The sequence below is a fragment of the Mesorhizobium australicum WSM2073 genome, from assembly GCF_000230995.2.
GTDB classification, from domain to species: Bacteria; Pseudomonadota; Alphaproteobacteria; order Rhizobiales; family Rhizobiaceae; genus Mesorhizobium; species Mesorhizobium australicum.
Map to the genome: position 1 here is coordinate 4,616,846 of NC_019973.1, position 24,356 is coordinate 4,641,201.

Below are 24,356 nucleotides of genomic sequence, written 5' to 3' on the forward strand. Positions count from 1 at the left end.
GAGTCCTTCGGAACGTCCACTGGACGTTCCGATCCGCCTGGCGGCGGACCGGCGGGGAGCTGGCCTTTCAGCCGTCGGCGTCGCCCGGCCCTTCGCTATGGCTCGGGGCGCTCGAGTCCTTCGGAACGTCCACTGGACGTTCCGATCCGCCTGGCGGCGGACCGGACTCTCGCCCCTTAAAATCCTTGGCCAACAGATAGAGCTCCACTGATTCATCGCGTGAGGCCGGCGGCTTGACGTGATGGACGGAGCGGAAATTCTTCTTGAGCATCGAGAGCAACTCATTTTCGGCGCCGCCCTGGAAGGTCTTGGCGAGGAAATGGCCGCCCGGCTTGAGGACCGAGAGCGCGAAATCGGCCGCCACCTCGCACAGATGCATGGTGCGGATATGGTCGGTCCGCTTGTGGCCGGTGGTCGGCGCCGCCATGTCGGACAGCACGACATCCGGATCCCCGCCCAGCGCCTCGGCCAGCCTTTGCGGCGCGTCGGCGTCCAGGAAATCCATCAGCAGCACCGGCGCACCGGGCACGGCGTCCATTTCGAGATAATCGATGCCGATGACATGCGGGTTTTCGGCCGTCGATTTCGTGCGCGCGGCCGCGACCTGGCACCAGCCGCCGGGGGCGGCACCCAGATCGATTACTTTCATGCCGGGCTTCAAGAGGTGGTGCTTGTCGTCGATCTCGATCAGCTTGTAGGCCGCGCGCGAGCGATAGCCGTCGGCCTTGGAGCGCTGGACATAGGGATCGTTGATGTGGCGCTGCAGCCAGCGGCGCGACGATTCCTTCAGGCCGCTTTTCTTTTTGATCCGCGTCTTCAGCACGCGAATGCTGGCGGATCCTGGCTTTTCTGGTTTCTTCGTCATTGCCTGATTTCTTGTTTGAGCATGATCATGATGCCCTGGCACGCCCGTCATTGCGCCAGACGCCGTCATCGGCCATCAGCTCACTCAATATTCCTTCGCGCAAGCCCCGGTCGGCGACGCGCAGCCTCTCCGAGGGCCAGACGGCGCGGATTGCTTCGAGGATGGCACAACCGGCCAGCACGAGATCGGCGCGGTCGGCGCCGATGCAGGGGTTGGCGCAGCGCTGCTGGAAATCCCAGCCGACCAGTTTCTCCACCATGCGGTCGACGCTGTCGCGGTCCATCCACAGGCCGTCGACCCGTCGGCGATCGTAGCGCTCGAGGTCGAGATGGACGCCGGCCAGCGTCGTCACCGTGCCCGAAGTGCCCAGCAGATGAAAATTCGGGCTGGCCTTGAGATGGCTCAACCGATCGCGGCCATCGAAAGCGGCCAGCCTGCCGGCGACGTCGTCGACCATGGCGGTGAATATCTCGCGCGTCACGGTGCGGCCGCCAAAGCGTTCCGCCAACGAGACGACGCCGACCGGCAGCGAGGTCCACGAGACGATGTGATTGGCCAGCCGCGGCGAACGGCGGCCGGTGAGATCGATCAGCGCGATCTCGGAAGACCCGCCACCGATGTCGAACAGGACGACGCCCTGCGTGTCGCGCTCGACCAGCGAACCGCAGCCGGAAACCGCGAGACGGGCTTCGGTCTGGCGGTCGATGATCTCGAGCTTCAGGCCGGCTTCGCGTTCGACGCGATCGAGGAACTCCACGCCGTTTTCGGCTGTTCGGCAGGCTTCGGTGGCGATCAGCCTTGCCTTCCTGATCTTGCGACCGCGCAATTTATCGCCGCAGACCTTCAGCGCCTCGACCGCGCGGTCCATCGCCGGCTGGCCGAGCCGGCCATTGGCGGTGAGCCCCTCGCCCAGCCTGACGATGCGCGAGAAGGCATCGATGACGCGAAACTGGCCGTGACGCGTGGGAACGGCGACCAGCAGCCGGCAGTTGTTGGTGCCGAGGTCGAGCGCGGCGAAGACGGGAAGCTCGTGCACCGGGGGCCGGCGGTGGCCTTGTTCGGGGCGAGGCAATGAAGCGGCGGGCGAGATTGTCGCCGCGGCAACAGGCTTCAAATCCACCGCCGCGACATGAGCCTTGCCTTGCACCGGCGATTGATTGTCCCCTGGGCGCGCCTCGTCACGCGCAAAAACCTTGCGTCCACGCCTTCGCTTGCGCCGTTTCTTGGGCTTGCCCTTCTGGGTCGCGTCGCCAGCCTGCCCATTCACGGAGCGAGGCTCCGTTGGGCGGCGTTGCTGCCAACCGGCTGTCCCCGGGCCTGATGGCCCCAGGGAAGCGCTGGACGCGCCCACCTCCGGCGCGCCTGCGCCGGTGTCGCGGTCTTCCACTGTCGTTCCTTCCGGCGCCGCGCGAACCGGTGAAGGACGCAGCAGGCGCTTTGGCATGTTTCAAGTTGCCGCCAGACTAACAGCGCCGTGCCCGATCACCAAGAGCCGCATGCTGAATTTTGCCGGCTGGGTGCGCGGGCCTGTTTTTGCACTGGCGTAATGTACCGGCAAGGCTGGGCTGGTAGCGAAACACCGTCGCGGCGCGCGGCAAACAGGGACGGCGTCAGGCGCGACAAGTGTTCGCGGTTGAATAGCCGGCTTCAATGAGGCATCTCTGAAATGAATGGGAAATCCGGGGCGGACGGCCTCTCGACGGAAAGGAAGCGGATACGCAACGCATGGCAGTCGGGCAATGAACTGGAAACGCTATTTCTGGCCGGTCGTCGGCATCGGCGCGGTGATCTTCTCCCTGCTGCTGCTCTGGCATGAATTGCGCGGCATCTCGCTCGACGACGTCTGGGATGGGCTGGCGGCCATTCCAACTCGTGGCTGGATGCTGGCGGGCTTGAGCTCGGTCGTCGCCTATGCCGCGCTCGCCGGCTACGATCACATCGCGCTGCTGCATATTGGCAAAAAGGTGTCGTGGCTGTTCGTGACACTCTGCTCCTTCACCACCTACGCGCTGTCGCACAATATCGGCGGCTCGGTGTTCTCCGGCGCCGTCATTCGCTACCGTGCCTACGGCACAAGGGGGCTGACCGGCCAGGAAGTCGGCGTGCTGGTGGCGATCTGCTGGATAACCTTCGTGCTGTCGACGTTACTGGTCTCCGGCCTTGTGCTGGTGTTCGAGCCGCGGATCATCGACCGCTTTTCCGGCATTGCCCATCACGGCCTGTCGGAGGCGGCAGGCATTGCGATGCTGGTCCTCATCGCAGCCTATGTATTCGGCAGTTGGCTGCACCTGCGCCCGCTGAGGATCGCCGGGTTTCAGTTGCACTATCCGGCGCTGCCGATCGTCGCCAGGCAGTTGCTGATCGGCCCGATCGAGCTGCTCGCGGCCGCGGCGATCATCTTCTTCGCCCTGCCCGAGGTGCACAATCCCGGCTATTTCGTCGTGCTGGGCGTCTTCCTGGTCTCCTTCTCGGTCGCCCAGATTTCGCACGCGCCAGGCGGCCTCGGCGTTTTCGAGGTGGTGTTCCTGGCCGGGCTTTCCGACATGGACCCGGTCGGCGTGGTGGCGGCGCTGCTGGTGTTCCGGCTGTTTTATCTCATCGTCCCGCTGTTTCTGGGCCTGGGCATCGTGCTGTTCTTCGAACGCTCGCAGTTCAGCCGCAAGGAGAGCTGAGGCTTGGAGGTTCGCACGCCACCGGAAAAGCTGGTGTTCGGAACCGGTGATGAAACCTGGCAATTGAACCGCAAAGCAGACTTGACTATTTTCCACTGGCGGCTACAAGGCAGCGCTCAAGCGGCTCAGCCGTTCGGCCCGCGCGGTTTTCACTTTTTACAGTGATAGTCACGCCTGCTGGGGAATAGGTTAACGGTAGACCCACGGACTCTGACTCCGTTAGTCCTGGTTCGAATCCAGGTTCCCCAGCCAACACCTCTTTAATCGTTGTTTTCAGCTGCTTAGCGAACATTAGAAATTGCTAAGTGTTACACCCAAATGGATGTCTCACCCGGGGGCATCAGCCCTTTCCCTTCATTTCGTGGTAATCTCGATAGAGCTTCGCGACATAGTTTTCGCGGTAGCGCAACAGGTAGAGCGCGAAGAGGCAGAACGCAACCACGCTCGCATAAGACAAGATGCCCGTCGAATAGCACCAAAACGTTTCACATTCTCTCCAGCCGCCGAATCTTCCCTTCCACTGGCCGGCCGAGACAAGCAAAATAAGCCGCCAGCTTGCGAAGGCGAGGCACGCCAGCACCACGGCATAAGAAATGATCTTCGTTTTCTTGTTCATTCCCTACGCTGCAACAAGATTATGAATTCTCGGTTTCGTGCAGCGCCTCGGTCCGGTCGAGTATGACGGGAACGGCGAGGCAAGTGAAAAGCCCGCCGTGGCGAGCGGCGGGCTTCTGGTCGGCGTCGAGGATCCGGCCGGTTAGGGTTCCAGCGTCACCACATCGTCGGCCGGATTACCGAAGATCCAGGTTCCCCAGCCAAACTGGATGTCCTACGGATGATTTCGCCCCGGTCGGCTCGCATGAGGCCGCCGCAGCTGCCGATTCTGCAAGTCCACGAGGTGAGATTGTCGTTCGCAGGAAGCTGACGCGTGGGCGCGTGCTGCCATTCTTCGAGGGCCTGCCACGCTGCCTGGTCGGGATCGAAGCCTGCAGCTCATTGCATTGTTGGGCGAGAATTGACTGCACGTGGCCGTGACGTGCGGCTGCTGTCGGCACAGTATGTTGAAGCCCATACTCCATGGTCGTGTAACTTCATCGTGACCCGATCTCCAGGGAGGAACAATCAGAATGAACTCCAAGTTGGGGGCCAGCCAATCAGCTTGAGGCAGACCACGACCAACCAATGGAGCATGTCATGAGATTTCCACGCTGCACGACCACCGCGGCCGCCACTTTGATGTTCGCGGCCTTCCCTGCGCTCGCCCAGACGAACGGAACACCTGCACCAACCCCGGCGACCCAACAGCCCGGAGCTGGGCAACTGCCGGATGTGAGCGGACAGACGGGTGGGCCGACGCATGAAATGATTCGCCAGATGATTGAGCAAGCCGTCCAGGAGAGAATGCAACAGGATCGGAGCTTTAACGAAGGTGACAATCGGCAAGAGGAAGGTGACAACCGTCAAGAGGAAGCTTCCCGTCATCGAGACGGTTGGCAGCGGCACCGCACTGGCGGGCCGGCCGGTGAGCATGGAATGGTCGGAAATCATGGTCCTCGCATGATGCGCGGCACCGGGATGCGACTTGTACTGGCGCTTCTGGACACGGATGGTGACGGATCGCTGTCCGAGAACGAGGTCCAGGAGGCTGTCGGCAGAATCTTCTCTGCAATCGACCAGAACGGTGACGGGAAGATCGACATGGATGAAATCCAGTCCTTCTCGCATGGCTCTGGCGGTCGTGAAGAAATGCCGTGATTGGCTAGTGTCTTAGCTTGAAATCCGGCTAGTCAAAAAGCGGCTCGGAGTTTGGCGAACACCACAGGCGCCATGAGGGGCTTTGGGGAGAGGCAACACGGCCGTGGGCGCGTTCTCCCCCGGAGCCCGCTGCCGGTTCCCAATCGCCCATCCAGCGACCTAAGGTCAAGTTGAGCGGGCATCCGGCCAGATGTCCTCACATAGATCCTTTCAACGCAGTCATCCGTAAAGCAGCCGGATCGGGCGAGGCCCGGGCCAGCCGTCAGGATCGCAGACACAGTCGGGCCAGCCCGTCACCGACAAGCCTTCCATCAAGAACTGCAGTGTTACTTTACCAGCAGCGCGCCGTGTTTCGCCCAAAGTTGCTCACATTGCTTCGCCCTCAAGCATGGCGCTCCCGCAACTTTATGAAAGATTATCGCAGAACGAACGTCGTAGCCCAATACCGACGCGTTTGCCAAAAAGTGAACTGCCTCTCCAAGACGGCGAAGTTCAAGGGCGGCTTCTTTCTTGTTCGCTGCGTCGAATACACCGAGGACCTGCACTTCATCATCACGTGAGCCCAACACGGCGGCCATGGCCTCGTCACTCATCACCCCCACGACTGTTCACGCGGTTGCTGCTGAAGAAACCCACCGCTACCCAGTACGCTGATGCTCGATGCATGCCGGCAACGGTTTCTTCTTTCATCGTCGCTGGCTCTTGCCGAGAGCCAAATAGCGGCGGCCTTTGTCAGACCAATGAGGCACTCACCTGCAAACTCGGCCGGTTCGTCGCTCGTGGTGTCGAATACCGCCCATGTGTCGCACGGTTCCAGAACGGGTAAGAATTTCATATTAGTCTCCGCTAATTTTTCTCCCAACATTAGCGGAACCACTTTGTTCCTGGAGCTTCGATGCCGTGCTCACGCGTACCCGTCTCGACGGATGCCGGCAGCGAAGGGCCTCGCCGGCGAGCGGTCGCGTCCAGGGCCGTGACTCTCAAGCGTGGACAACCAGGAGGCGTAGAACCGTTGACGTCGCTTTGATCGGACTGGCCTCTGGAGATCGATGCGATGCCCTACCAGCAGGACATGCAAGCAGCGCCATCCAGCCGGGTCGTATACAGCTTGGTTAACAACCATCGGCCCTTAGCGATCTTACCATGCGAACGACAATGGGATCGTAGGGGAGCTTTTCGTCACGACTATAGGTGGCCGTAAACAATGCCGCGCGGCCGTCGCATACTTTGACGGCCCGGACATACAGTATCTGACCGTCCTTCAGCCCAGAATAGCTGGCCCATTGCGGCGTCACTCGCTTATAGGTCAACCTCCAGCCGTCGTGCTCATTCACTGCCATGCGATGCTCTATCTCGGTGCGAAAACTCGCCTTGCCGAGTTGCGCCCCCCATACTGCGAGAAACGCTTTGTTTTTGCCCTCGAAGGCTGCCCCTTGGTCGGAGCGCTGGGTAAGTACAAACCCCGGGGGGACATCGAACACGAAGCCGAGATGTTTGATCCCGAAGCCCTGCCATCCCTGAGCACCGAGCAGCGACGTGGGCACCGTGGTGACAAGTAAACTCAGCAGAATATGGGGACCATATCTCATAGCTGTTCCTATTGCTTCGGCGTCCCGCTCCCTGTCCGTGGCACGTCGTCTAGTAGGGTCGGCTCGACCGAGTCGTTCGTTCGGTGATCTGCTGGCAGCTTGCCGTTTGGGGTCATCTGGTTAACGGCGTCCGGCAGATCCCTGGTGATCCTCGCAATGAGCTCCTCGCGCGAGAGGCCAGTCTGCGTTGAAAGTGCCTCCAGCGTCTGCGCGTCGATAGCCTTTTCCACCTCATGAGGCTCGATCGGCTCGTTCGGCCCGGTGCCAACCCAGGAGTCCACCTTCGGGCCAGCACCTGCATTTTTAAAACGGTCGAGAATATCGCCAAGCGCGGTGCCGGCAACGCCCCTGGACACCTGGTCCAGTATCCCCCCTTGCGGATTGTTTGCATCGCGCTCTCCCGCTCCACGGATCATCTCTGCGATCGTGTCGCGGTTTTGATAAGCCAAGACCCCCAGCATAGCGATCGCAAGTCTTCCAGGATTGGCCACTCGTTCCTCCTGTGGTCTCGAGCTTGGAGAAGCTCTCGGCCTGCCAAAAGTTCCGCATTGGCCACCAAACCTTAGGTGGATACCTCCGGACGTGCACATGAGGTGGGCAAACGCGCCAGGAAGTCGATGCCTCACAAACCCGAAGCTAGTATCCTACTTTGTCCGTAAGCACCCGCAATTCAGGCTGAGGCGCGACCCAGAAAGTTCGAAAAGCTTCCAGGAACCCCAGCCAAGCATTTTTCAATGAAAATGGTCACTTAGCGAAAATCGGAACCGGAACACTTTTCTGATGCATAAATCCGGCACATCGCTGTCGCCACGCTTCGCGAACAAATCCTGCAAGGCCGCCTGATGGTCACTGACACCGAGTTCATCGTCGAAAGCATCAGCCAAGGCTGCGTGATGCTTGCCGATGGCGAGTTCTTTATCGACAGGCTGGTGAAGTATGTCGGCAATGGGAGGATCCGCTGGCATGTCGAATTCCGTGGACATCGCATCGAGCTGACGACCGGCCAGCTCAAGAAGCAGCCTACCTTCCGACGGAAGATGCTCGAACAGGCCGGCGTGCTGCCGCCCCAGTGTCCCGGGGCCAACTACAGGCGATGGGTTCTCGATCTGAGGAGGAACGCCATCGAGCTTCCCTGGCGGGAGAGACCGGTCGATGCCGGTTTCTCGGTAGACAGGCTTGTCGGTCATGGGGGCGACCGCTGGACGGTTGAATACCAAGGCAAGGCTATCAAGTTCACGACGACCAAACTGCGCAGGCAAACCAGCTTCCGCAAGAGGATGCTGCTCAAGGCCAAGGTGCTGCCGCCCCGGATGGACCCGGTTGCCTATCGGAAGTGGGTGGACTGGCTGATTCAAAACGCCGCCGAGGTCGCCCCGCGGGCCGGCGATGCCGTGATAACCGAGAAAAGTTGGCTTGACGACCTGCCGGAGTTAGGCGGCTGGCAAGACGAAGCGGCGCCCGAAGCAACCGACTAGGACGGCGCGCTGCCGCTCTTCACACTCACCCCAAACCATGGTGTTTGCCACGGCTACGAATTTCGGAACACATTGATCGCGAAGAATCTGGCCAGGGCTTGGCTCGTGGCGAACCAGACTTGAATGAGACCCCATGGATCGCTTCAATCTCGGCGCCTACCGCCGCCCGATCTCCACCCGCTCCACCGAAACCCAGCGCTGGTTCGATATCGGTCTTAACTGGTGCTACGGCTTCAACCATGAGGAAGGCATCAAGTGCTTTGAGAAGGCACTGGAGACCGATCCGGACTGCCCGATGGTTCATTGGGGCATCGCCTATGCAGCCGGGCCTTTCTACAATCTGACCTGGAAAGAGCATGGCGAGGCCGAGGCAAACAGCGCGACGAAGCGTTGCTTCGAGCATGTCCAGCTCGCGCGCGCCAGTGCGGCTGCAGCCAGCGAGGTCGAAAGACAATTGATCGAGGCGTTGGCCTGCCGCTTCCGGAAACCGCACCGGGTGACGCCACAGGAATTCGAGCAATGGGACGACGCCTATGCCGCCGCGATGCGGCGGGTCTATCAAAATTTTCCCGACGATCATGATGTGATGGCGCTTCTCGTCGAGGCGCTGATGATGCGCACGGTGCGGCGCCTGTGGAATCTCAAGACCGGTGAACCGGCGCCGAATTCCGATGTCGTCGAGGCGCTGGAGGTTTGCGAGCGGTCAATCCTGCTGGCAGACGAGGCCGGCACCGCCCAGCATCCGGCGATCGTCCATCTGCACATCCATCTGCTGGAAATGTCCACCATCCCGGAACGCGGCATGCGCTCGGCCGATCTGCTCGGCGAGATGTGCCCCGATGCCGGGCACATGAACCACATGCCGGGGCATATCTATGTGCTGTGCGGCGAGTATGAGAAAGCGAAGCTCGCCAGCGAAAAGGCGGTTCGGGCCAACGACCTTTATATCGCCTACGCCAATGAGCCGACCTATTATCTGCTCGGCTGCTGCCACGATCTGCACCTGATGATGTTCACCTGCATGTTGTCGGGCCAGTACCAGCCAGCGCTGTGGGCCGCCGACAAGGTGCGCAGCCTGGTGACGCGTGACGTGGTCGCCATCCAGGATCGGCCCAAACTCACCCAGACCGTGGAAGGCTACCATGCGATGAAATCGCACGTGCTGGTGCGCTTCGGTCGCTGGCGGGAAATCATCGACGAGCCGGCAACCGAAGAGCCCGGCCTCTATGTGCTGACGGCGGCCATGCAGCATTACGCCAAGGGCGTGGCGCATGCGACGCTGAGGCAATTCACCGACGCCGAGCGCGAGCGTGAACGCTTCCACCAGCATCTCGAAGGCATTCCAGCCGAGCGGCGTTTTCTCAGCAACCCGGCCCGCGCCTCGCTCGCCGTCGGTGCCGCCTTGCTCGACGGCGAGCTTGCCTACCATCAGGGCCTGCACGAGCAGGCCTATGGCCATCTCAGGCACGCGGTCGAGCTGGACGACAATCTGTCCTACACCGAGCCGTGGGCGTGGATGCACCCGCCGCGCCATGCGCTGGCGGCGCTGCTTCTCGACCAGGGCCACGCGCAAGAGGCGGAGCAGGTCTATCGCGACGATCTCGGCCTGAGCGGCAATGTGCAGCGCTGCGCCCGGCACCCGGACAATGTCTGGGCGCTGCACGGGCTGGTGGAATGTTTGGGGCGGCGCGGCGAGAGCCAAGAGCTGCCTGCACTGCAGGCAAAACTCGCCACGGCGCTGGCCAAGGCCGATGTGCCGATCAGCTCATCGTGCCTGTGCCGGACGGGCGTGCAATCGGCACTCAGCTGTTGTCCTTGATGCCCATCGCACCCTTCCCGGGCAGTTCAATCATGGAATGCTGAAGGGCACCGATTCAGCAACCGTTCCATCGATGGCCAAATCAACCCGATAGGTGCCCTCCGGCCATCCCGCCGTTGGTTTGCTGAGTTGTGAATCAGCCTGATTGTTGGCTCCTACGTCGAGGTCGACCTTGTCGATCGTATAGTTCTCCGGCGCGGCGCCGTGGGAATCAACCGAGACCCAGGAGAACGTGATTTTCGAGGTCGGCGCGATATCCACAAGGTCAGCCGAGACGTAGATCGCCGGTGTCTCGACAGGGAAGTTGCTCTGAGGCGTTCCCCCGTCCTTCGTCGCGGAAAGGACGATGTTGGTGAAGCCCGCCGCCTGGGCCGGCATACCGAAACTGAGCGCCGCCAAGGCGGCAATGGCTAGAACTAGAGCTGATTTCAAGACTTATTTCTCCTCGGGCTTGGGTGCTGGCCCAGCAAATCGGGGTCAAAGCGGGTTGAGGACGGATGCCGTCAGCCCAGCCATTTGTCATAGTCGGCCACCAATAGATGCAACGGCGGTGTGTCTTCCTCGATATCGGCGAAACGGCCGATCGGCTCGCGGAAGACGTTGTCCGTGCGATCGTCATTGACGGTCGACACCTCGCCGATCAGGACATCCTTGCCCTCGGCCCAGAAGGCGTGCCAGACGCCGGGCAAGAGCGTGACGCTTTGGCCGGGATCAAGCTTCAGCAGTCCGCCCGCCGGCAGCCTGTGGATAGTTCCGTCGACCGGCACCGAAACCTCGGCCTTGGGGTCGATGCCGCCGTCGCGATCATGCATGAACAGTTCAAGCACCAGCTTGCCGCCGCCGCGGTTGATGATGTCTTCGGCCTTGATGTTGTGGCGGTGCATCGGCGACATCTGCTCCTTGCGCGAAATCATGATCTTCTCGGCATAGAGCATGCCCATGCCCTTCTTCATGTCCTCGTAGCGGCCGTTGCGAACGGTGAACAGGAACAGGCCGAGATCGTCGAACTTGCCCTGGCCATAGTCGGTGATGTCCCAGCCGAGCCGCGAGGTGAAGATGGCCGAAGAATCGACCTGGCGCGCCTTCATCTCTTCCGGCGACCAGTAGGCGAAGGGCGGCATGATATAGCCGAACGAGCGGATGAAAGCGTCGGCTTCGCGGATGATGTCGTTGATGGCGGAGCGTTTCATGATGATGACCCTCGTGTCGATTTTTCCGACAATCGCATAGCCGAACGCCGGTGCGGTGTCGATCCACCTTGCCTGTTCGAGCCCTGTCTGTTCGAGCCTTGCGCGGGCCAGTCATGGCCAACAGATCGCGGCCCGCTGGCCGCGTGACATCGCGTGCTTTGAGGCTCATAACCCTTGCGAATTGCACAGGGATAGCCGATGCCGACCATCCATGACCTCGATACGCCTTCGATCCTGATCGACGTCGCACGCGCCGAAGCCAACATTGCTCGTGCACAGGCTCATGCCGACAAGAACGGACTGAAGCTCAGGCCGCACATCAAGACGCACAAGCTGCCTTATTGGGCGAAGAAGCAAATGGCGGCAGGTGCCGTCGGCATCACGTGCCAGAAGATCGGCGAGGCCGAGGTAATGGCCGACGCCGGGCTGACCGATATCTTTCTTCCCTACAACATCCTGGGGCGCGCCAAGCTCGAGCGGCTGAAGGCGCTGCATGGCCGCGTGACCCTGTCGGTCACGGCCGACAGCATGGACACGCTGGAAGGGCTCGCGGCAGCTTTCACCGATGCCGGCCATCCTCTGTCCGTGCTGGTCGAATGCGACACCGGCATGGGTCGCTGCGGCGTACAGACAGCCAATGAAGCGGTGGCGCTGGCAAGGCTGATCGACAAGGCTGGTGGCCTCACCTTCGGCGGACTGATGACCTATCCGGCCGCCGGCCGCGCGGCTGAAGCCGAAGCCTGGCTCGCCACCGCCAAGCAGGCGCTGGCTGCCTCGGGGCTTGCCTGCGAGCGCATCTCCAGTGGCGGCACGCCTGATATGTGGCGCTCCGTCGACGCATCCGTCGTCACGGAGTATCGCCCGGGAACCTACATCTATCTCGATCGCTACCAGGTCGCCAAAGGCGTCGGCACCTTGGACGATTGCGCGCTGACGGTGCTCGCGACCGTGGTCAGCCATCCGACAGCGACCCGCGCCATTCTCGATAGCGGCAGCAAGGCCCTGTCCAGCGATACGCTAGGGCTAAAGGATTTTGGAGAGTTGATGGGCGTCCCCGGAGCACTGGTGACGGGCCTGAGCGAGGAGCACGGCACGGTCACGCTTTCTGGCGACGGCAGGCTGCGCATTGGCGAACGCGTGCGCGTGGTGCCGGACCACTGCTGCGTCGTCACCAACCTGTTCAACGAGGTCAATCTGATAGACGACGAGAAGGTTCTCGAAACGCTGCCAGTGGCGGCTCGCGGGCTGATGACATGAGGTTTTAGACCGGACGCTCCGCCTGCCGCGCTGCCACCCGCCGCATGGCTATCACCCGGCGGCGGCGGATTTCGGTGCGCATTGCCATCAGGTGCAGCGCGAAGAACAGCACGGTAAAGCCGAAAGCCATCACCAGCAGAGGCCAGAGCAGGCTCGGGTCGATGGTAGGGCCGCCGAGCCGGAACACCGAGGCAGGCTGGTGCAGCGTGTTCCACCAGTCGACCGAGAATTTGATGATCGGGATATTGATGAAGCCAACCAGCGTGATGATGGCAGCGGCCCAGGCGGCGCGGCTGGCATCATCCAGCGCACGGGTCAGCGCGATGATGCCGAGATACATCAGGAACAGCACGAAGACAGAAGTCAGGCGAGCGTCCCACACCCACCAGGTGCCCCACATCGGCTTGCCCCAGATCGAACCGGTGATCAGCGCCAGCGCGGTGAACACCGCTCCAATGGGTGCGGCCGACTTCAGCGCGACATCGGCCAGCGGATGGCGCCAGACCAGCGTGCCAAGCGCGGAGACCGCCATCAGCGTATAGCACATCATGGCGAGCCAGGCGAAAGGCACGTGGATGTACATGATGCGAACGGTGATACCCTGCTGGAAATCCTCGGGCGCGGTGAAGCTCATATAGAGGCCAATCGCGAGGATGAGCGCGGCGAGCGCCGCCAGCCACGGCACAAGCTTGTCGGCAAGCCCGACGAACCGCGTCGGATTGGCAAGATCGGTCAGGCCGCTCAGGCGTGAGGTGGTGTCACTCATGCGACTTTACATAGACCGCCGATGCGTTTGGGGCAATCGAGCGGCGGTGTCGCAGCTCTGGTCTTGCCTCCTCCCGTTCGGGAGAAGGCGGAACCGTTAACGGCTCAGGCGGCCTCGCCCTGCACCGACCGGCTGAGGCGCCGGACTTCCTCGTCGTTGAGCAGGCCGCCGGCGCGCAGCAGGCTGGCGAAGCGGCCGTTGCGCAGCGACAGTTCGGCAAAGCCACCCATCTCGACCACCCTGCCCTTGTCCATGAACACGACCAGATCGGCGTCGCGGACGGTGGTCAGGCGGTGGGCGATGATGAAAGTGGTGCGGTCGCGGCGCAATTCGTCGATCGCTTCCTTGACGCGGTCCTCGGTCTCGACGTCGAGTGCGCTGGTCGCCTCGTCGAGCACCAGGATCGGGGCATCCTTCAGCACGGCACGGGCAATGGCGATGCGCTGGCGCTCGCCGCCCGAGAGCTGGCCGCCACGTTCGCCGACCACCGTGTCGTAGCCATTGCTCTTGGCCAGGATGAAATCCTGCGCCGCGGCCGCGGTGGCGGCGGCATGGATCTCGTCGTTGGTCGCATCGGCGCGGCCGACGCGGATGTTGTCCTCGATCGAGCGGTTCAAAAGCCCGGCGTCCTGGAACACGGTGGCGATCGAATGGCGCAGCGACTTGCGGGTCACCGTGCGGGTATCGATGCCGTCGATCAGGATACGGCCACTGGACGGCGAGAAGACGCGCTGCAGCAAGTTGATGAGCGTGGTCTTGCCCGCACCCGTCGGTCCGACGATGGCGACGGTCTGGCCGGCCTGCACCTCGAAGGACACGTCGCTGACGCCCTGCCCCGAATTGGCGAACTCGAAGCTGACATCCTCGAAACGAACATGGCCGGTGACGTTGGCAAGGTCGCGCAGACCATCCGGCTCGGCGGTATCGGCGGCCGAGTCCTCGAGCTTGTAGAAATCCTCGAGCTTGGCGCGAGCTTCCGAAATCTGGTTCGCGAAAGCCGACATCTGATCGAGCCGTGAGATCAGCAGCGTGGCGAAGCCGGTGAAGGCGATGACGTCACCGATGCGCAGCTGGCCATGAGTGACCAGGTAAGCGCCGATCAGAAGCACCACCATCATCGAGATCGTCGACGACAGCCGATTGAGCGCATTGGCGATAGCCCACCAGTCGAGCACCGGGTTCTGCGCGTCGAGCAGGTTCTTGACGTAGCCACGCAGCGCCTCGGCCTCGTAGCCGAGACGGTTGTAGCTCTGCAGCACGGCGACGTTGCTCACCGAGTCCGTCACATGCGCGAATACCTTGTGATAGTGGCGCTCGACCGCAGCTTGGCCTTCCTTGGTGCGCTTCATCACCAGGCGGCCGATGCCGACATAGAGCACGCCGAGCACGAGCAGAACCATCGACATGCGCACATCCATGCTGAGCGCCGTCGGAACCAGCAGAACGAGCGCGACAGCGGTCGACAAGTGCTGGCGCATGAATTCAAGCCAGAGGCTGAACAGAGTCTCGACGGCGCGCAGCAGCGTGTGGAGGGCATTCGAGGTGCCACGCTGATGATGCCAGGCGAGCGGCATGGTGATGACGCGCTCGAACGACTGACAGAGCACTTCGCTGCGCCGGGCGTGCGCGAACCGGTCGGCGCCGCGCGCTACCAGGACGAAAGCCATGACATTGAAGGCGCCGAGGCCGGCCCACACGGCGAGCGTGGAGAAAACCGAACCGTGCGCGGAAATCGCGTCGATGACCCGGCCGAACATGATCGGCTCAAGGATCGCGATGGCTGCAAGAGCGACGTTGGCCGAACAGATCAGCGCGACGCGCTTCTTGTCGGCAGCCAGATACCCCAGCGCTCTCCAATAGATCTGCAGAAGTGACACTTCAGCTACTCCGCCAACGTTCTATTGTGCCCAATACCAATATTGTGCACCGCACCATTTCCTGACACGTAACGGTTGATGCGTCGCAAAACAATGCCCGTCTATCTCTTCCGTTCCCATTTAGCGAACAAAAGATGACGACGATACGAAATCTGGCGTGATCACCTAACAGTTTGAGATAAAAGGTGAAATGTCAGCCTTGCGGCAAAATCATGGCAGTGGTCGAGCTGTGCCACATTTTTAATCACGGCAGGCCGGCATGACTTCGTCCGGGCGGCTGGCCAACGTCGTCGGCACCCCACGCGCAAGTAAACAATGCACGGCATCGCGCGTCCTGGAGGACGCGCGATCTAATCACTAAATGGTTGATTTCATGCCGGTATCTTGACCACGACCTCGGTCTGGTCACCAGCTTTGGGTGCGAAGGACGTCGATTTTGTCTTCGAACCATTGACTTCGAGCGAGATCGTCTTGGCCTTTTTGTCGCGAATGACCTGGACCTTGATCTCGGCGCCCAGCATCTTGAGTGAAGCCTGGTAGCCATCCCAGTGGCTGGGCAGCTTCGGCCGGAATGTGATCTGCTTGCCGCGCCGTTCGATGCCCAGGATGCCTTCGACCGCCGCCCGATAAAGCCAGCCCGCCGAGCCGGTGTACCAGGTCCAGCCGCCGCGACCTCCCTTGTCATCGCCGGCGTAGATATCGGCCGCCACCACGTAGGGCTCGACGCGGTAGTGCTCGGCCGAGGCCTCGTCGAACGCGTGGTTGACCGGATTCAGCATTGAGAAGCAGCGATAAGCTTCATCGGTCTGCCCCATCTCGGCCAGCGCAATGACGAACCACGTCGCCGCGTGGGTATACTGGCCGCCATTCTCGCGCACGCCAGGTGGATAGCTCTTGATGTAGCCGGGGTCCTTCTGTGTCTTCGAGAAGGGTGGCGTGAACAGTTTGACGATCTTGAGACGGTCGTCGACGAGCAGCTTCGTCGCCTGCTGCATGGCCGTGGTCGACCGCGCCGGGTCGCCCTCGCCCGACAGCACGCTCCAGGACTGGGCGATGGAGTCGATCTTGCACTCCTGCGATGTACGCGAGCCCAAAGGCGTACCGTCATCGAAACTGCCGCGCCGGTACCATTCGCCGTCCCATGCCGTGCTTTCGAGTGCCCGCTTCAGCGCGTCGGCATGCTTTGCCCAGGCCTGTGCGCGCTTGGTGTCGCCCTCGGTCTTGGCGACCGCGGCGAAGTCGCCCAGCGTCTTCAACAGGAACCAACCCAGCCACACGCTCTCGCCCTTGCCGTGTTCGCCGACACGGTTCATGCCGTCGTTCCAGTCGCCGCCAAGGATCAGCGGCAGGCCGGCTGGACTGCTGCGCTTGATGGCAAGGTCGAGCGCACGCGCGCAGTGGTCGTAGAGCGACACTGTCTTCTTCGAGATTTCCGGGGTGAAGAAGGCGTCGTGCTCGCCTTCACCCAGCGCCTGTCCGTCGAGGAAAGGCAGTTGCTCCTTCAGGATGGCGGCGTCGCCGGTCACCATGAGATAGCGGGACGTGGCGTGGGCGAGCCACACCACGTCGTCGGAGATCAAGGTACGCACGCCGGCGCCGGTGCGCGGCAGCCACCAATGCTGCACGTCACCCTCCGGGAATTGCCGCCGCGCGGCGTTGAGGATCTGGTCACGCGCCAGCTTCGGGTCATGCGCCAGCAAGGCGAGCGTGTCCTGCAACTGGTCGCGGAAGCCGAAGGCGCCGCTTGCCTGATAGAAGGCCGAGCGGGCGCGGATGCGGCAGGCAAGGCTCTGATAGGGCAGCCAGTGATTGACCATGGCATCGAGTGCCTTGTCCGGCGTCTCCACCTGGATGGTGTCGAGGAAGGCGCGCCATTCGCGTTCATTGTCGGCCAGGCGCTGGTCGAAATCCTTGCCCCGGTGCGTCTGCACCAACGCGCTCGCCTGCGCCGCGGAATCGGCATCGCCGAGCAGCCAGATGAGCGTGACGTCGGCGCCGGCCGGAATCTCGACGTCGCGAGCGATCGCCGCGCAAGGATCATCTCCGGCCTCGACTCGACCCGACAGGGCCGAACCGCTCAGCACCGCCTGTGGCAGCTCGCTGGACCCGTGCCGGCCGAGGAACTCGGCCCGGTCTGACGTCACCGAGTGGACGCCGGTGTCGGCGGCGAGGAAGGCCACCCGCTCGCTGAAATCGAGCCCGTAGGGATTTTGCGCCAGCAACGCGCCGGTGGCCCCGTCGCGGGACGGCACTATGGTTGCCGCGGTGCGCGACCGATGCCCGCCAAGCACCCATTCGGCGTAAGCATAGACACGCAGCCTAGCCGGCACCGGGCCGGAATTCTGGATGCGCAGCCGCGTGATCTTCACCGGATCGATGGGATCGACGACATGGGTCAGGTCCATCGACAACGGTCCGCGCTTCGAGCGGAAGGTCGAGAAGCCCTGGCCATGCCAAGCCTCGTAGGTCATCGCGGGATCGCGCACCACCGCTGCGAGCGGAGAGAACGCCTTGCCGCTGGCCTGGTCGTAAATATAGACGCCCTCGCCCGGCCGGTTGGACACCGGATCGTTCGACCATGGCGTCAGCTGGTAATCGCGGCTGTTGCGGCTCCAGGTGAAGGCCGCTCCCTCGGCCGAGGTGTGGAAGCCGAACGACGCGTTGGAGACGACGTTGATCCAGGGTTGCGGCGTCGTGCGCCGGCCAGCCAGGCGCACCACATAGTGCCGCCCGTCGCCGTCGAAGCCGCCGAAACCATTCCACAGGCTGAGGCCGGAGCCATCGGCGCTGACGTCGGCCACCGCCTGCGAGGCAAATGCATGCATCTGCGGTGCGAGCGCCGCGATTTCGCGCGAACCCGGCAATCCTGCCGGCTGCAAGCCATCGCGCGCCTGCAGCGCGGCCGCCTCGGCCCGTTCGATCTGGTCGAAGATGGTGCCGTTACGTGTATGCAGCACAACCCGGGCGACGGCGAGCAGCGTCTTGTAGGTGGTTTCCTCCATCAGGTCGCGGCGCACCGCGAAAATGTGCTGGCGGGGTCCGAGTTCCTTGCCGCGCAAGCGGCTGTTTTCGCACAGCGTCTCGACCGCGCGCTGCAGATCCTGGACATAGGACGAAGCCTGCTCGTTGACCACGACGAAGTCGATCATCATGCCGCGGGTGCGCATGTATTCCTGGAAGCGCAACGCCTGGGCTACGATCTCGAGATCGGCAACGTCACCGATCCTGACCAGGAAGATCGGGTAATCGCCCGAAATACTGGTCGGCCACAGGCTCGACTGCTTGCCCAACCCGGAAGCGATGGACTCGGCCGGCAACCGCAGGAACGGGTCGGGATAGACCAGATAGCGCGCCAGCTTCTGCACATTGGCCGCGTCGGTCAGACTGAGGCCCATATGGCGGGTCTGCACCTGGCTACGCGTCCAGGCAAGCATCGCCTGCCGGGCAAAGCTCTCCTGATGGTCGAGCCGGCTTATCGCCTCCTCCAGCTCGGCACGGTTTGCCCCGACGACGGTCCAGAAGGTCAGCGATACTTTCTTGTTGGCGGGTACGCGCACCTGACGACGCAGCGAGGCGATGGGATCGAGCGTGAAGCCGGAATGGCCGCCAAGCCTGGCGCCTGGATCGAAGGCGGCGGCATCGACGATGGTGCGGCCACGGCCGATGAAGGCGCGCCTGTCGGTCTCGGCCTCGGCATCACGCGCCGGTCCCGACGGATCGGTGACGAAATGCACCAGCGTCACATCCGGTTCGCTGGTTTCACGCTTGCGGCGCGTGGCGAAGATCGCGCCGTTGTTGGCGGCGATTTCCGTTTCCACGAACATTTTCGAGAAGGCCGGATGCGCGTTGTCGGAAGCTTCCGAACCCAGGACCAGTTCTGCAAAGGACGTCACCTCGATGTGACGGTCGGATGTGCTCTCATTGTAGAGCGTGATGCGACGGCCTTCGCCATTGCCCTCGGAGATGACGATGCACTCCACTTCGGAGCGCAGCGTGCCGACCAGCTTCACGAAGCTCGCCTTGTCATCGGAAAACAGGGCCTGCGTCTTTTCCTCGGCCGCGCGCCTGGGTTCCGAAGTCGCGGACCACCAGTCGCCAGTGGCGGCATCGCGCAGGAAGATGTAGGAGCCAAGCCGATCCTCGACCGGATCGGGCTGCCAGCGGGTGACGGAAAGATCGCCCCAGCGGCTGTAGCCGGAGCCGGTCGCGGTCACCATCACCGAATAGCGGCCATTCGACATCACATTGGTCGAACGCAACGCCCGCGCGGGATCGAGCACGATGCGGGTGTCGGGGCTCTCGGTCTCCGTCTCGTCCTTGGAGCGCTCGTCGGCCTCGGTGCGGACGGTGGCGGTCGGAATGTCGCGCGGCGCCCTCTCCTGCAGCAGCAATTCGGCCGATTCAATGACCGGATCGCTGTGGAAGCGATCGCGCAGGCGACCTTCGAAGATGGCGTCGGCGACGGCGGCGATCGACATGCCCGAATGATGGGCATAGTAGTTCAGCACGACCGCGTGGTTGGTGCCTTCCGGTACGCGCTGCGGCGTGAAGTCGACCGCATCGTAATAGCCATGACGGCCAAGCGCGCCGATCTCGCGCAGCCGGGTCAGATTCTGCACCGCTTCGCGCGGGTTGAACTGCGCCGCCATGATGGTCGCGTAAGGCGCAATCACCGTGTTCTGGCCAAGGCCACGCTTCAGCCCAAGCCCCGGCACGCCGAAATTGGTGTACTGATAGGTCAGTTCCCGGTCGCGGGCGTTGTAGGCCGCTTCCGAAATGCCCCACGGCACATTCTTCTGCCGGCCATACTGCATCTGGCGCTTGATGATCAGCTTGCTCGTCTGGTTGAGGATCGAGCCTTGCGGCTCCTTCATCACCAGCGGCGGCATCAGATATTCGAACATCGAGCCGGACCACGACATCAGCGCGCCCTGGAAGCCGATCTCGACGATCGGGCGGCCAAGCCTGAACCAATGTTCGGTCGGCAGATCGCCCTTGGCGATGGCGAACAGGCTGGTCAGCCGCGCCTCGGAGGCGAGAAGGTCGTAGCAGCTTTCGTCGAGCTGATGTTCCTCGACCCGGTAGCCGATCGACAAAAGCTTGCGCTCCGGCCGCATCAGGAAGGCGAACTCCATCTCGAAGGCGAAACGACGGGTGCGCTCGCGCAAGGTGAGCAGCTTGGCACGCAGAGCCTCGACGGCGTTCTCGTCGCTGTGGGCGTCGTGGACGTGCGCCTCGCAGGTGGTTTCGAGCCGTGCCGTCCAGTCGACGATGACGTCGCTTTGCGGCGATGCGGCTTCGGTGTGAATGGCGGTGGCGAGCTTGCGGATTTCGCCGGCCAGCACCGCCAGGTTGATGGTGCGGATGGAGGCCATTTCCGGCTGTGCCTTGATCGTCTCAACCGCGCGACGCATGCCGTCGAGGCGATCGACAAGGCGTTGGCGCAACGGGCGCAACTGGCGGCGGTCGTCGGGCAGTTCATCGAGGCTTTCGCTCAGGATGGTCACCGTATCGAGGATGCCTTCGAAATCGCCCTGCAGGTGGACGGAAGGGGCTTCCGCCCATTCGGCGCAGGCAGCCGCCACCGCCACCAGGTGGCCGGCGAGATTGCCGCTGTCGACAGCCGAGATGTAGAGCGGATAAAGCGGCTTCAGCGTCGTGGTATCGTACCAGTTGAAGAGATGGCCACGATGGCGCGGCATGCTCTCGATGGTGGTCATGGTGGCGTCGATGCGGGTGATGGCATCGGACAGGCTGATCCAGCCGAAATCGCGTGCCGAGACGACCGAGAGCAAGTAGACGCCGATATTGGTCGGCGAGGTGCGCGGCGCCACGACTGGCGCGGGGCTCTCCTGGAAATTGTCCGGCGGCAGATTGTGATGCTCTGCCGTCACGAAGCTCTCGAAATAATGCCAGGTACGGCGCGCCACGGTGCGCAGCGTGTGGATGTCGGCTTGCGATATGCGCAGCCGATCCTCGGTTTCAGCGGAGCGGCTGATCCAGCTGGCGATCGCCGGCGAGCCGATCCAGAACAAGGCAAAGAAAAAGGCGACAAAGGCACCGGTGGAATCGGCCAGCACCGGAATGGCGAGGCCGACAAAGCCGATGATCACGGCGCCGTACATCATTCCGTAGTAGGAGCCGACATCGTTGTCGCCGGCCTTGTGCGCCTGCGAGGCGGTGCGCCATTCCAGGAGGTTCTGCCGGCTGACGAACAGCCGGTAGAGCGTGCGCACGATGGCATCGCCCATCATCCAGGCGTTATGTGCCATCAGCACGATCTTCAGCGCCACCATGGCGGTGCCGAAGGCGACGTCGCGCGCCAGCGCCGAGAAATGGCCGCGCGGCGTCTGGTCGCCGCTCTTGGGCAGGATGGCGTTGACGACGTCGAAGGTCGGCGCCATGAACAGGCTCAGGATCAGCAAGGCCTGCCACTGCGCGGCCTGCGTGAAGGGCAGCAAGGTCCAGCCGGCGATCGCCGCCATCACCCAGAAGATCGGCGTCAGCGAGCGGCGCAGATTGTCGACCATCTTCCAGCGCGACAGGGCCGGAACGCCGGAGCGCGGGTTGAAGATGTACCCCAAAAGCTGCCAGTCGCCGCGCGCCCAGCGATGGTGGCGCGAGGCATCGACCGAGTAGCGGGTCGGGTAATCTTCGACCAGTTCGACGTCGGTGACCAGCGCGGCGCGCGCCAGCGCGCCTTCGAGCAGATCGTGGCTGAGAATGGTGTTTTCCTCGATGCGGCCCTGCAAAGCGGCCTCGAAGGCATCGACATGATAGAGACCCTTGCCGGTGAAGGACCCGTCGCTGAAGACGTCCTGATAGAGGTCCGAAACAGCGAAGACATAAGGATCAAGGCCGCGATTGGCCGAGAACACGCGCTGGAAGAACGAAGCTTCGTCGCCGCTGGTGAGCGAAGCGGTGATGCGCGGCTGCAGGATGGTATAGCCGGCGGTGACGACGCGCCTGGTGGCGTCGAAATGCGGACGGTTGAGCGGATGGCAAAGCTTGCCGACAAGGCTCGATACCGCATCGCGGGTGGTGCGGGTATCGGCGTCGAGCGTCATCACATGGACGACTTTTTCCGGCAGCGGCACTTCGAGCGGCAGGAAGGTGGTATCGCTGTCGCCGCGCAGCAAGAGATCGAGTTCGTGCAGTTTGCCGCGCTTGCGCTCCCAACCCATCCAGGACCCTTGAGCGGCATTGTAGAGCCGGCGGCGGTGCAGGATGTAAAAGCGCGGCGCGCCTTCGGAGGGATAGCGCGCATTGAGGCGGGCGATTTCGGCGCGAGCGAAGTCGAGGATCTCGGTATCGGCCGCATCGATCTCGATCTTGCTGTCGGGCCAATCCGAAAGCAGCGCGAAATGGATCTCGTCCGCCAGATTGGCAAGGTAATGCACTTCGATGTTGCGGATGTTTTCCTCGACATCGTCACGGGAGCCGATCAGCGACGGCACGACCACCAGGGTGCGCGCCTCGGGCGGCACGCCGTGCCTGTAGTCATAGCCGATCAGGCGTGTCGGCTTGAGGAAGAGCGAGACCACGGTGTTGAAGAAAGCGAGCGCGCCTTCGCTGGCCGGCACGGCAAACAGGGCCAGCATCAGCACGATGGACGGAACCGACAGGCCGAGATTGGAAAGGGCGTTGCCCGACAGGACGAGCAGCAGGACGGTCAGGGCGAAGACGGGCAGGACGATGCCAAGCCATCCGGTCTTGGCGAAGGTCCGCTTGACGATCTGGCTGATCGTGGGCCGATAACCGATCGTCTTTTCGAGTTCCAGCCGACGCGGGCCAACGAGATAGAAACCGACATCGGTGTGAACGGATGCAGCTTGGGCATCAACCCCCTCACCGCTCTCCGGGACGGTTTCGCTGACAGCATGGCCGGCTAGTTCGATGGCTTTTTCGGCGACACGGTACTCCGACAGGTTCGAGCGGCGTGCCAGTTCCTCGATCGCGGTGCGGTATTGATCGCGCGAGAAGAAGTCGAGCGCGGCGAAATCAGTGCGCTCGCGCAGCACGGTATCGATGCGGCTGACGCCTTCGAACCACACCGTCCAGTCGACGTCGTTGATGAGGCGCAGGCCGCGAACGATGTTGCCGGTGGTCACATTGCCGCTGGACAGCGTCTGGTGCTCGGAAATGATGATTTCCTCGGCATCCGAGCCGGTCTTTTCGAGTTCGCCTTCCAGCCACTCCAGCGCCTTGCCGGCATTCTGCGATCCGTCACGCAGGCGATAGAGCAGCTGAGTGGCGAAGGTGGTGTCCTGTGCATGCGCGCTGAAATTGGCAAGGATCGCCTGCCGGTCCGGATTGTCGTCGGTCGCCAGCACCTTGTCGGCCACGTCGTTGGCGATCTGGCGCATCTGGCGGGTGCGGTTGACCCTGACCGCCAGGCGGCGGAGGTTTTCGATGAGCACGAAGCGCAAAAGGGACGGCAGTGCCCAGAGTTCGCCGATTTTCAGCGGCTCGACCGACTGAAAACCCTGGACGATGGACTTGAACATGGTCGCCGAGACGGAACTGTCGGAATGCGCGACATAGGTCCAGGCCAGCGCCAATGCGCGCGGCACGGTGCCGCCATCGGGCAGTTTCAGCGTTGGCAATTGCCGGTAGAAGCGGCGCGGCAGGTCGCGTTTGACCTGGAAAATGGTTTCCTCGATCAGATAGTTGTTGTCGAGCAGCCATTGCGCGGCCGGCGTGATGGTTTCGCCCCTCCCCTGCGCGGCATTGGTCGACCGGTAGACCTCGAGGATCTTCTTGGCGCTGTCACGGATGCGGGCCTGGAAGTCGAACGGGATCAGGCCGAACAGATCCGTCAGATCGCCCTTGGCAAGGCTCTCGCCGAGCAGCCGGAGCCGTTCCTCCGGCAGGAATACCGATCGTATCGGCTCTTCCGTGACGGCCGGGAAGCTCGCGCTTGTCTTCTCGATCTGGGCTGGGTTCGTCTGAATATTCATTGAAAATTCCGTAAGCGGGCACTCAGCGGCGTCACCGCCACGGCAATGGCCCTAAAACCGGTTCAAATGCAATCGGCTGCATCAACCCCTATGCCGAAAGTTTGTTTCCGCACCACGACGGAGCGTCATCT

General features: G+C 62.6%; 18 protein-coding genes and 1 tRNA gene. 7 read left to right on the forward strand and 12 right to left on the reverse strand.

Annotated elements, in window-relative coordinates; translation table 11 throughout:
• Positions 1-67: 67 nt before the first annotated feature.
• Together MESAU_RS22315 and MESAU_RS22320 are read right to left on the reverse strand one after the other, a co-directional pair.
• Complete coding sequence (locus MESAU_RS22315) at positions 68-865, reverse strand: RlmE family RNA methyltransferase (RefSeq protein WP_015318290.1); 798 nt, start codon at positions 863-865, stop codon at positions 68-70.
• 25 nt (positions 866-890) lie between these two features.
• Positions 891-2,252, reverse strand: coding sequence for a Ppx/GppA phosphatase family protein (locus MESAU_RS22320; protein WP_041163863.1), 1,362 nt, complete (start codon positions 2,250-2,252; stop codon positions 891-893).
• A 352-nt stretch (positions 2,253-2,604) separates the two neighbouring features.
• Here MESAU_RS22320 and MESAU_RS22325 point away from each other — a divergent pair, with 352 nt between their 5' ends.
• From MESAU_RS22325 to MESAU_RS22330, 3 genes are all read left to right on the forward strand, one after another.
• Positions 2,605-3,537: a lysylphosphatidylglycerol synthase domain-containing protein gene (locus tag MESAU_RS22325; protein WP_015318292.1), complete on the forward strand. Its 933-nt coding sequence runs from the start codon at positions 2,605-2,607 to the stop codon at positions 3,535-3,537.
• A 3-nt stretch (positions 3,538-3,540) separates the two neighbouring features.
• Positions 3,541-3,702, forward strand: coding sequence for a hypothetical protein (locus tag MESAU_RS31305; protein ID WP_157163664.1), 162 nt, complete (start codon positions 3,541-3,543; stop codon positions 3,700-3,702).
• A gap of 13 nt (positions 3,703-3,715) precedes the next feature.
• Positions 3,716-3,789, forward strand: a tRNA-Gln gene (locus MESAU_RS22330).
• Positions 3,790-3,877: 88 nt separating this feature from the next.
• Here MESAU_RS22330 and MESAU_RS22335 read toward each other — a convergent pair.
• Positions 3,878-4,153, reverse strand: coding sequence for a hypothetical protein (locus MESAU_RS22335; RefSeq protein WP_015318293.1), 276 nt, complete (start codon positions 4,151-4,153; stop codon positions 3,878-3,880).
• A gap of 578 nt (positions 4,154-4,731) precedes the next feature.
• On the opposite strand from MESAU_RS22335, the gene MESAU_RS22340 reads away from it, so the two are divergent.
• On the forward strand, positions 4,732-5,292 hold the full coding sequence (locus MESAU_RS22340; protein ID WP_015318294.1) for an EF-hand domain-containing protein: 561 nt from the start codon (positions 4,732-4,734) through the stop codon (positions 5,290-5,292).
• A gap of 326 nt (positions 5,293-5,618) precedes the next feature.
• Here the strand turns inward: MESAU_RS22340 and MESAU_RS22345 are convergent, their stop codons facing one another.
• From MESAU_RS22345 to MESAU_RS22355, 4 genes are all read right to left on the reverse strand, one after another.
• Entirely contained in the window at positions 5,619-5,885 is a 267-nt protein-coding gene (locus MESAU_RS22345; protein WP_041163471.1) for a hypothetical protein, read from the reverse strand.
• Entirely contained in the window at positions 5,885-6,127 is a 243-nt protein-coding gene (locus tag MESAU_RS31310) for a hypothetical protein (RefSeq protein ID WP_141906837.1), read from the reverse strand. The genes MESAU_RS22345 and MESAU_RS31310 overlap by 1 nt, the downstream gene beginning before the upstream one ends.
• A gap of 277 nt (positions 6,128-6,404) precedes the next feature.
• Complete coding sequence (locus tag MESAU_RS22350) at positions 6,405-6,881, reverse strand: hypothetical protein (protein WP_015318295.1); 477 nt, start codon at positions 6,879-6,881, stop codon at positions 6,405-6,407.
• Positions 6,882-6,889: 8 nt separating this feature from the next.
• Positions 6,890-7,372 carry a YidB family protein gene (locus MESAU_RS22355; RefSeq protein WP_015318296.1) on the reverse strand — a complete coding sequence of 161 codons (483 nt, stop codon included), beginning with the start codon at positions 7,370-7,372 and terminating at the stop codon, positions 6,890-6,892.
• Between the two features lie 351 nt (positions 7,373-7,723).
• Here MESAU_RS22355 and MESAU_RS22360 point away from each other — a divergent pair, with 351 nt between their 5' ends.
• Complete coding sequence (locus tag MESAU_RS22360; RefSeq protein ID WP_015318297.1) at positions 7,724-8,356, forward strand: hypothetical protein; 633 nt, start codon at positions 7,724-7,726, stop codon at positions 8,354-8,356.
• Positions 8,357-8,489: 133 nt separating this feature from the next.
• Positions 8,490-10,175: a tetratricopeptide repeat protein gene (locus MESAU_RS22365; protein WP_015318298.1), complete on the forward strand. Its 1,686-nt coding sequence runs from the start codon at positions 8,490-8,492 to the stop codon at positions 10,173-10,175.
• A gap of 30 nt (positions 10,176-10,205) precedes the next feature.
• Here MESAU_RS22365 and MESAU_RS22370 read toward each other — a convergent pair whose 3' ends face one another.
• Together MESAU_RS22370 and MESAU_RS22375 are read right to left on the reverse strand one after the other, a co-directional pair.
• On the reverse strand, positions 10,206-10,607 hold the full coding sequence (locus MESAU_RS22370) for a hypothetical protein (protein WP_015318299.1): 402 nt from the start codon (positions 10,605-10,607) through the stop codon (positions 10,206-10,208).
• Between the two features lie 71 nt (positions 10,608-10,678).
• Entirely contained in the window at positions 10,679-11,365 is a 687-nt protein-coding gene (locus MESAU_RS22375; RefSeq protein WP_015318300.1) for a D-lyxose/D-mannose family sugar isomerase, read from the reverse strand.
• A gap of 198 nt (positions 11,366-11,563) precedes the next feature.
• On the opposite strand from MESAU_RS22375, the gene MESAU_RS22380 reads away from it, so the two are divergent.
• Positions 11,564-12,622 (forward strand): D-TA family PLP-dependent enzyme, encoded by a 1,059-nt coding sequence (locus MESAU_RS22380; RefSeq protein ID WP_015318301.1) that lies wholly within the window; start codon positions 11,564-11,566, stop codon positions 12,620-12,622.
• A gap of 4 nt (positions 12,623-12,626) precedes the next feature.
• Here MESAU_RS22380 and MESAU_RS22385 read toward each other — a convergent pair whose 3' ends face one another.
• The 3 genes from MESAU_RS22385 to MESAU_RS22395 all read right to left on the reverse strand — a co-directional run bounded on the left by MESAU_RS22385 (position 12,627) and on the right by MESAU_RS22395 (position 24,225).
• Positions 12,627-13,388, reverse strand: a complete 762-nt coding sequence (locus MESAU_RS22385) for a heme ABC transporter permease (protein ID WP_015318302.1) — start codon at positions 13,386-13,388, stop codon at positions 12,627-12,629.
• Between the two features lie 104 nt (positions 13,389-13,492).
• Positions 13,493-15,265 (reverse strand): glucan ABC transporter ATP-binding protein/ permease, encoded by a 1,773-nt coding sequence (locus MESAU_RS22390; RefSeq protein WP_015318303.1) that lies wholly within the window; start codon positions 15,263-15,265, stop codon positions 13,493-13,495.
• Positions 15,266-15,636: 371 nt separating this feature from the next.
• The gene (locus MESAU_RS22395) at positions 15,637-24,225 is read right to left on the reverse strand and encodes a glycoside hydrolase family 94 protein (RefSeq protein ID WP_015318304.1); all 8,589 of its coding nucleotides are present in this window, start codon (positions 24,223-24,225) and stop codon (positions 15,637-15,639) included.
• Positions 24,226-24,356: the final 131 nt, after the last annotated feature.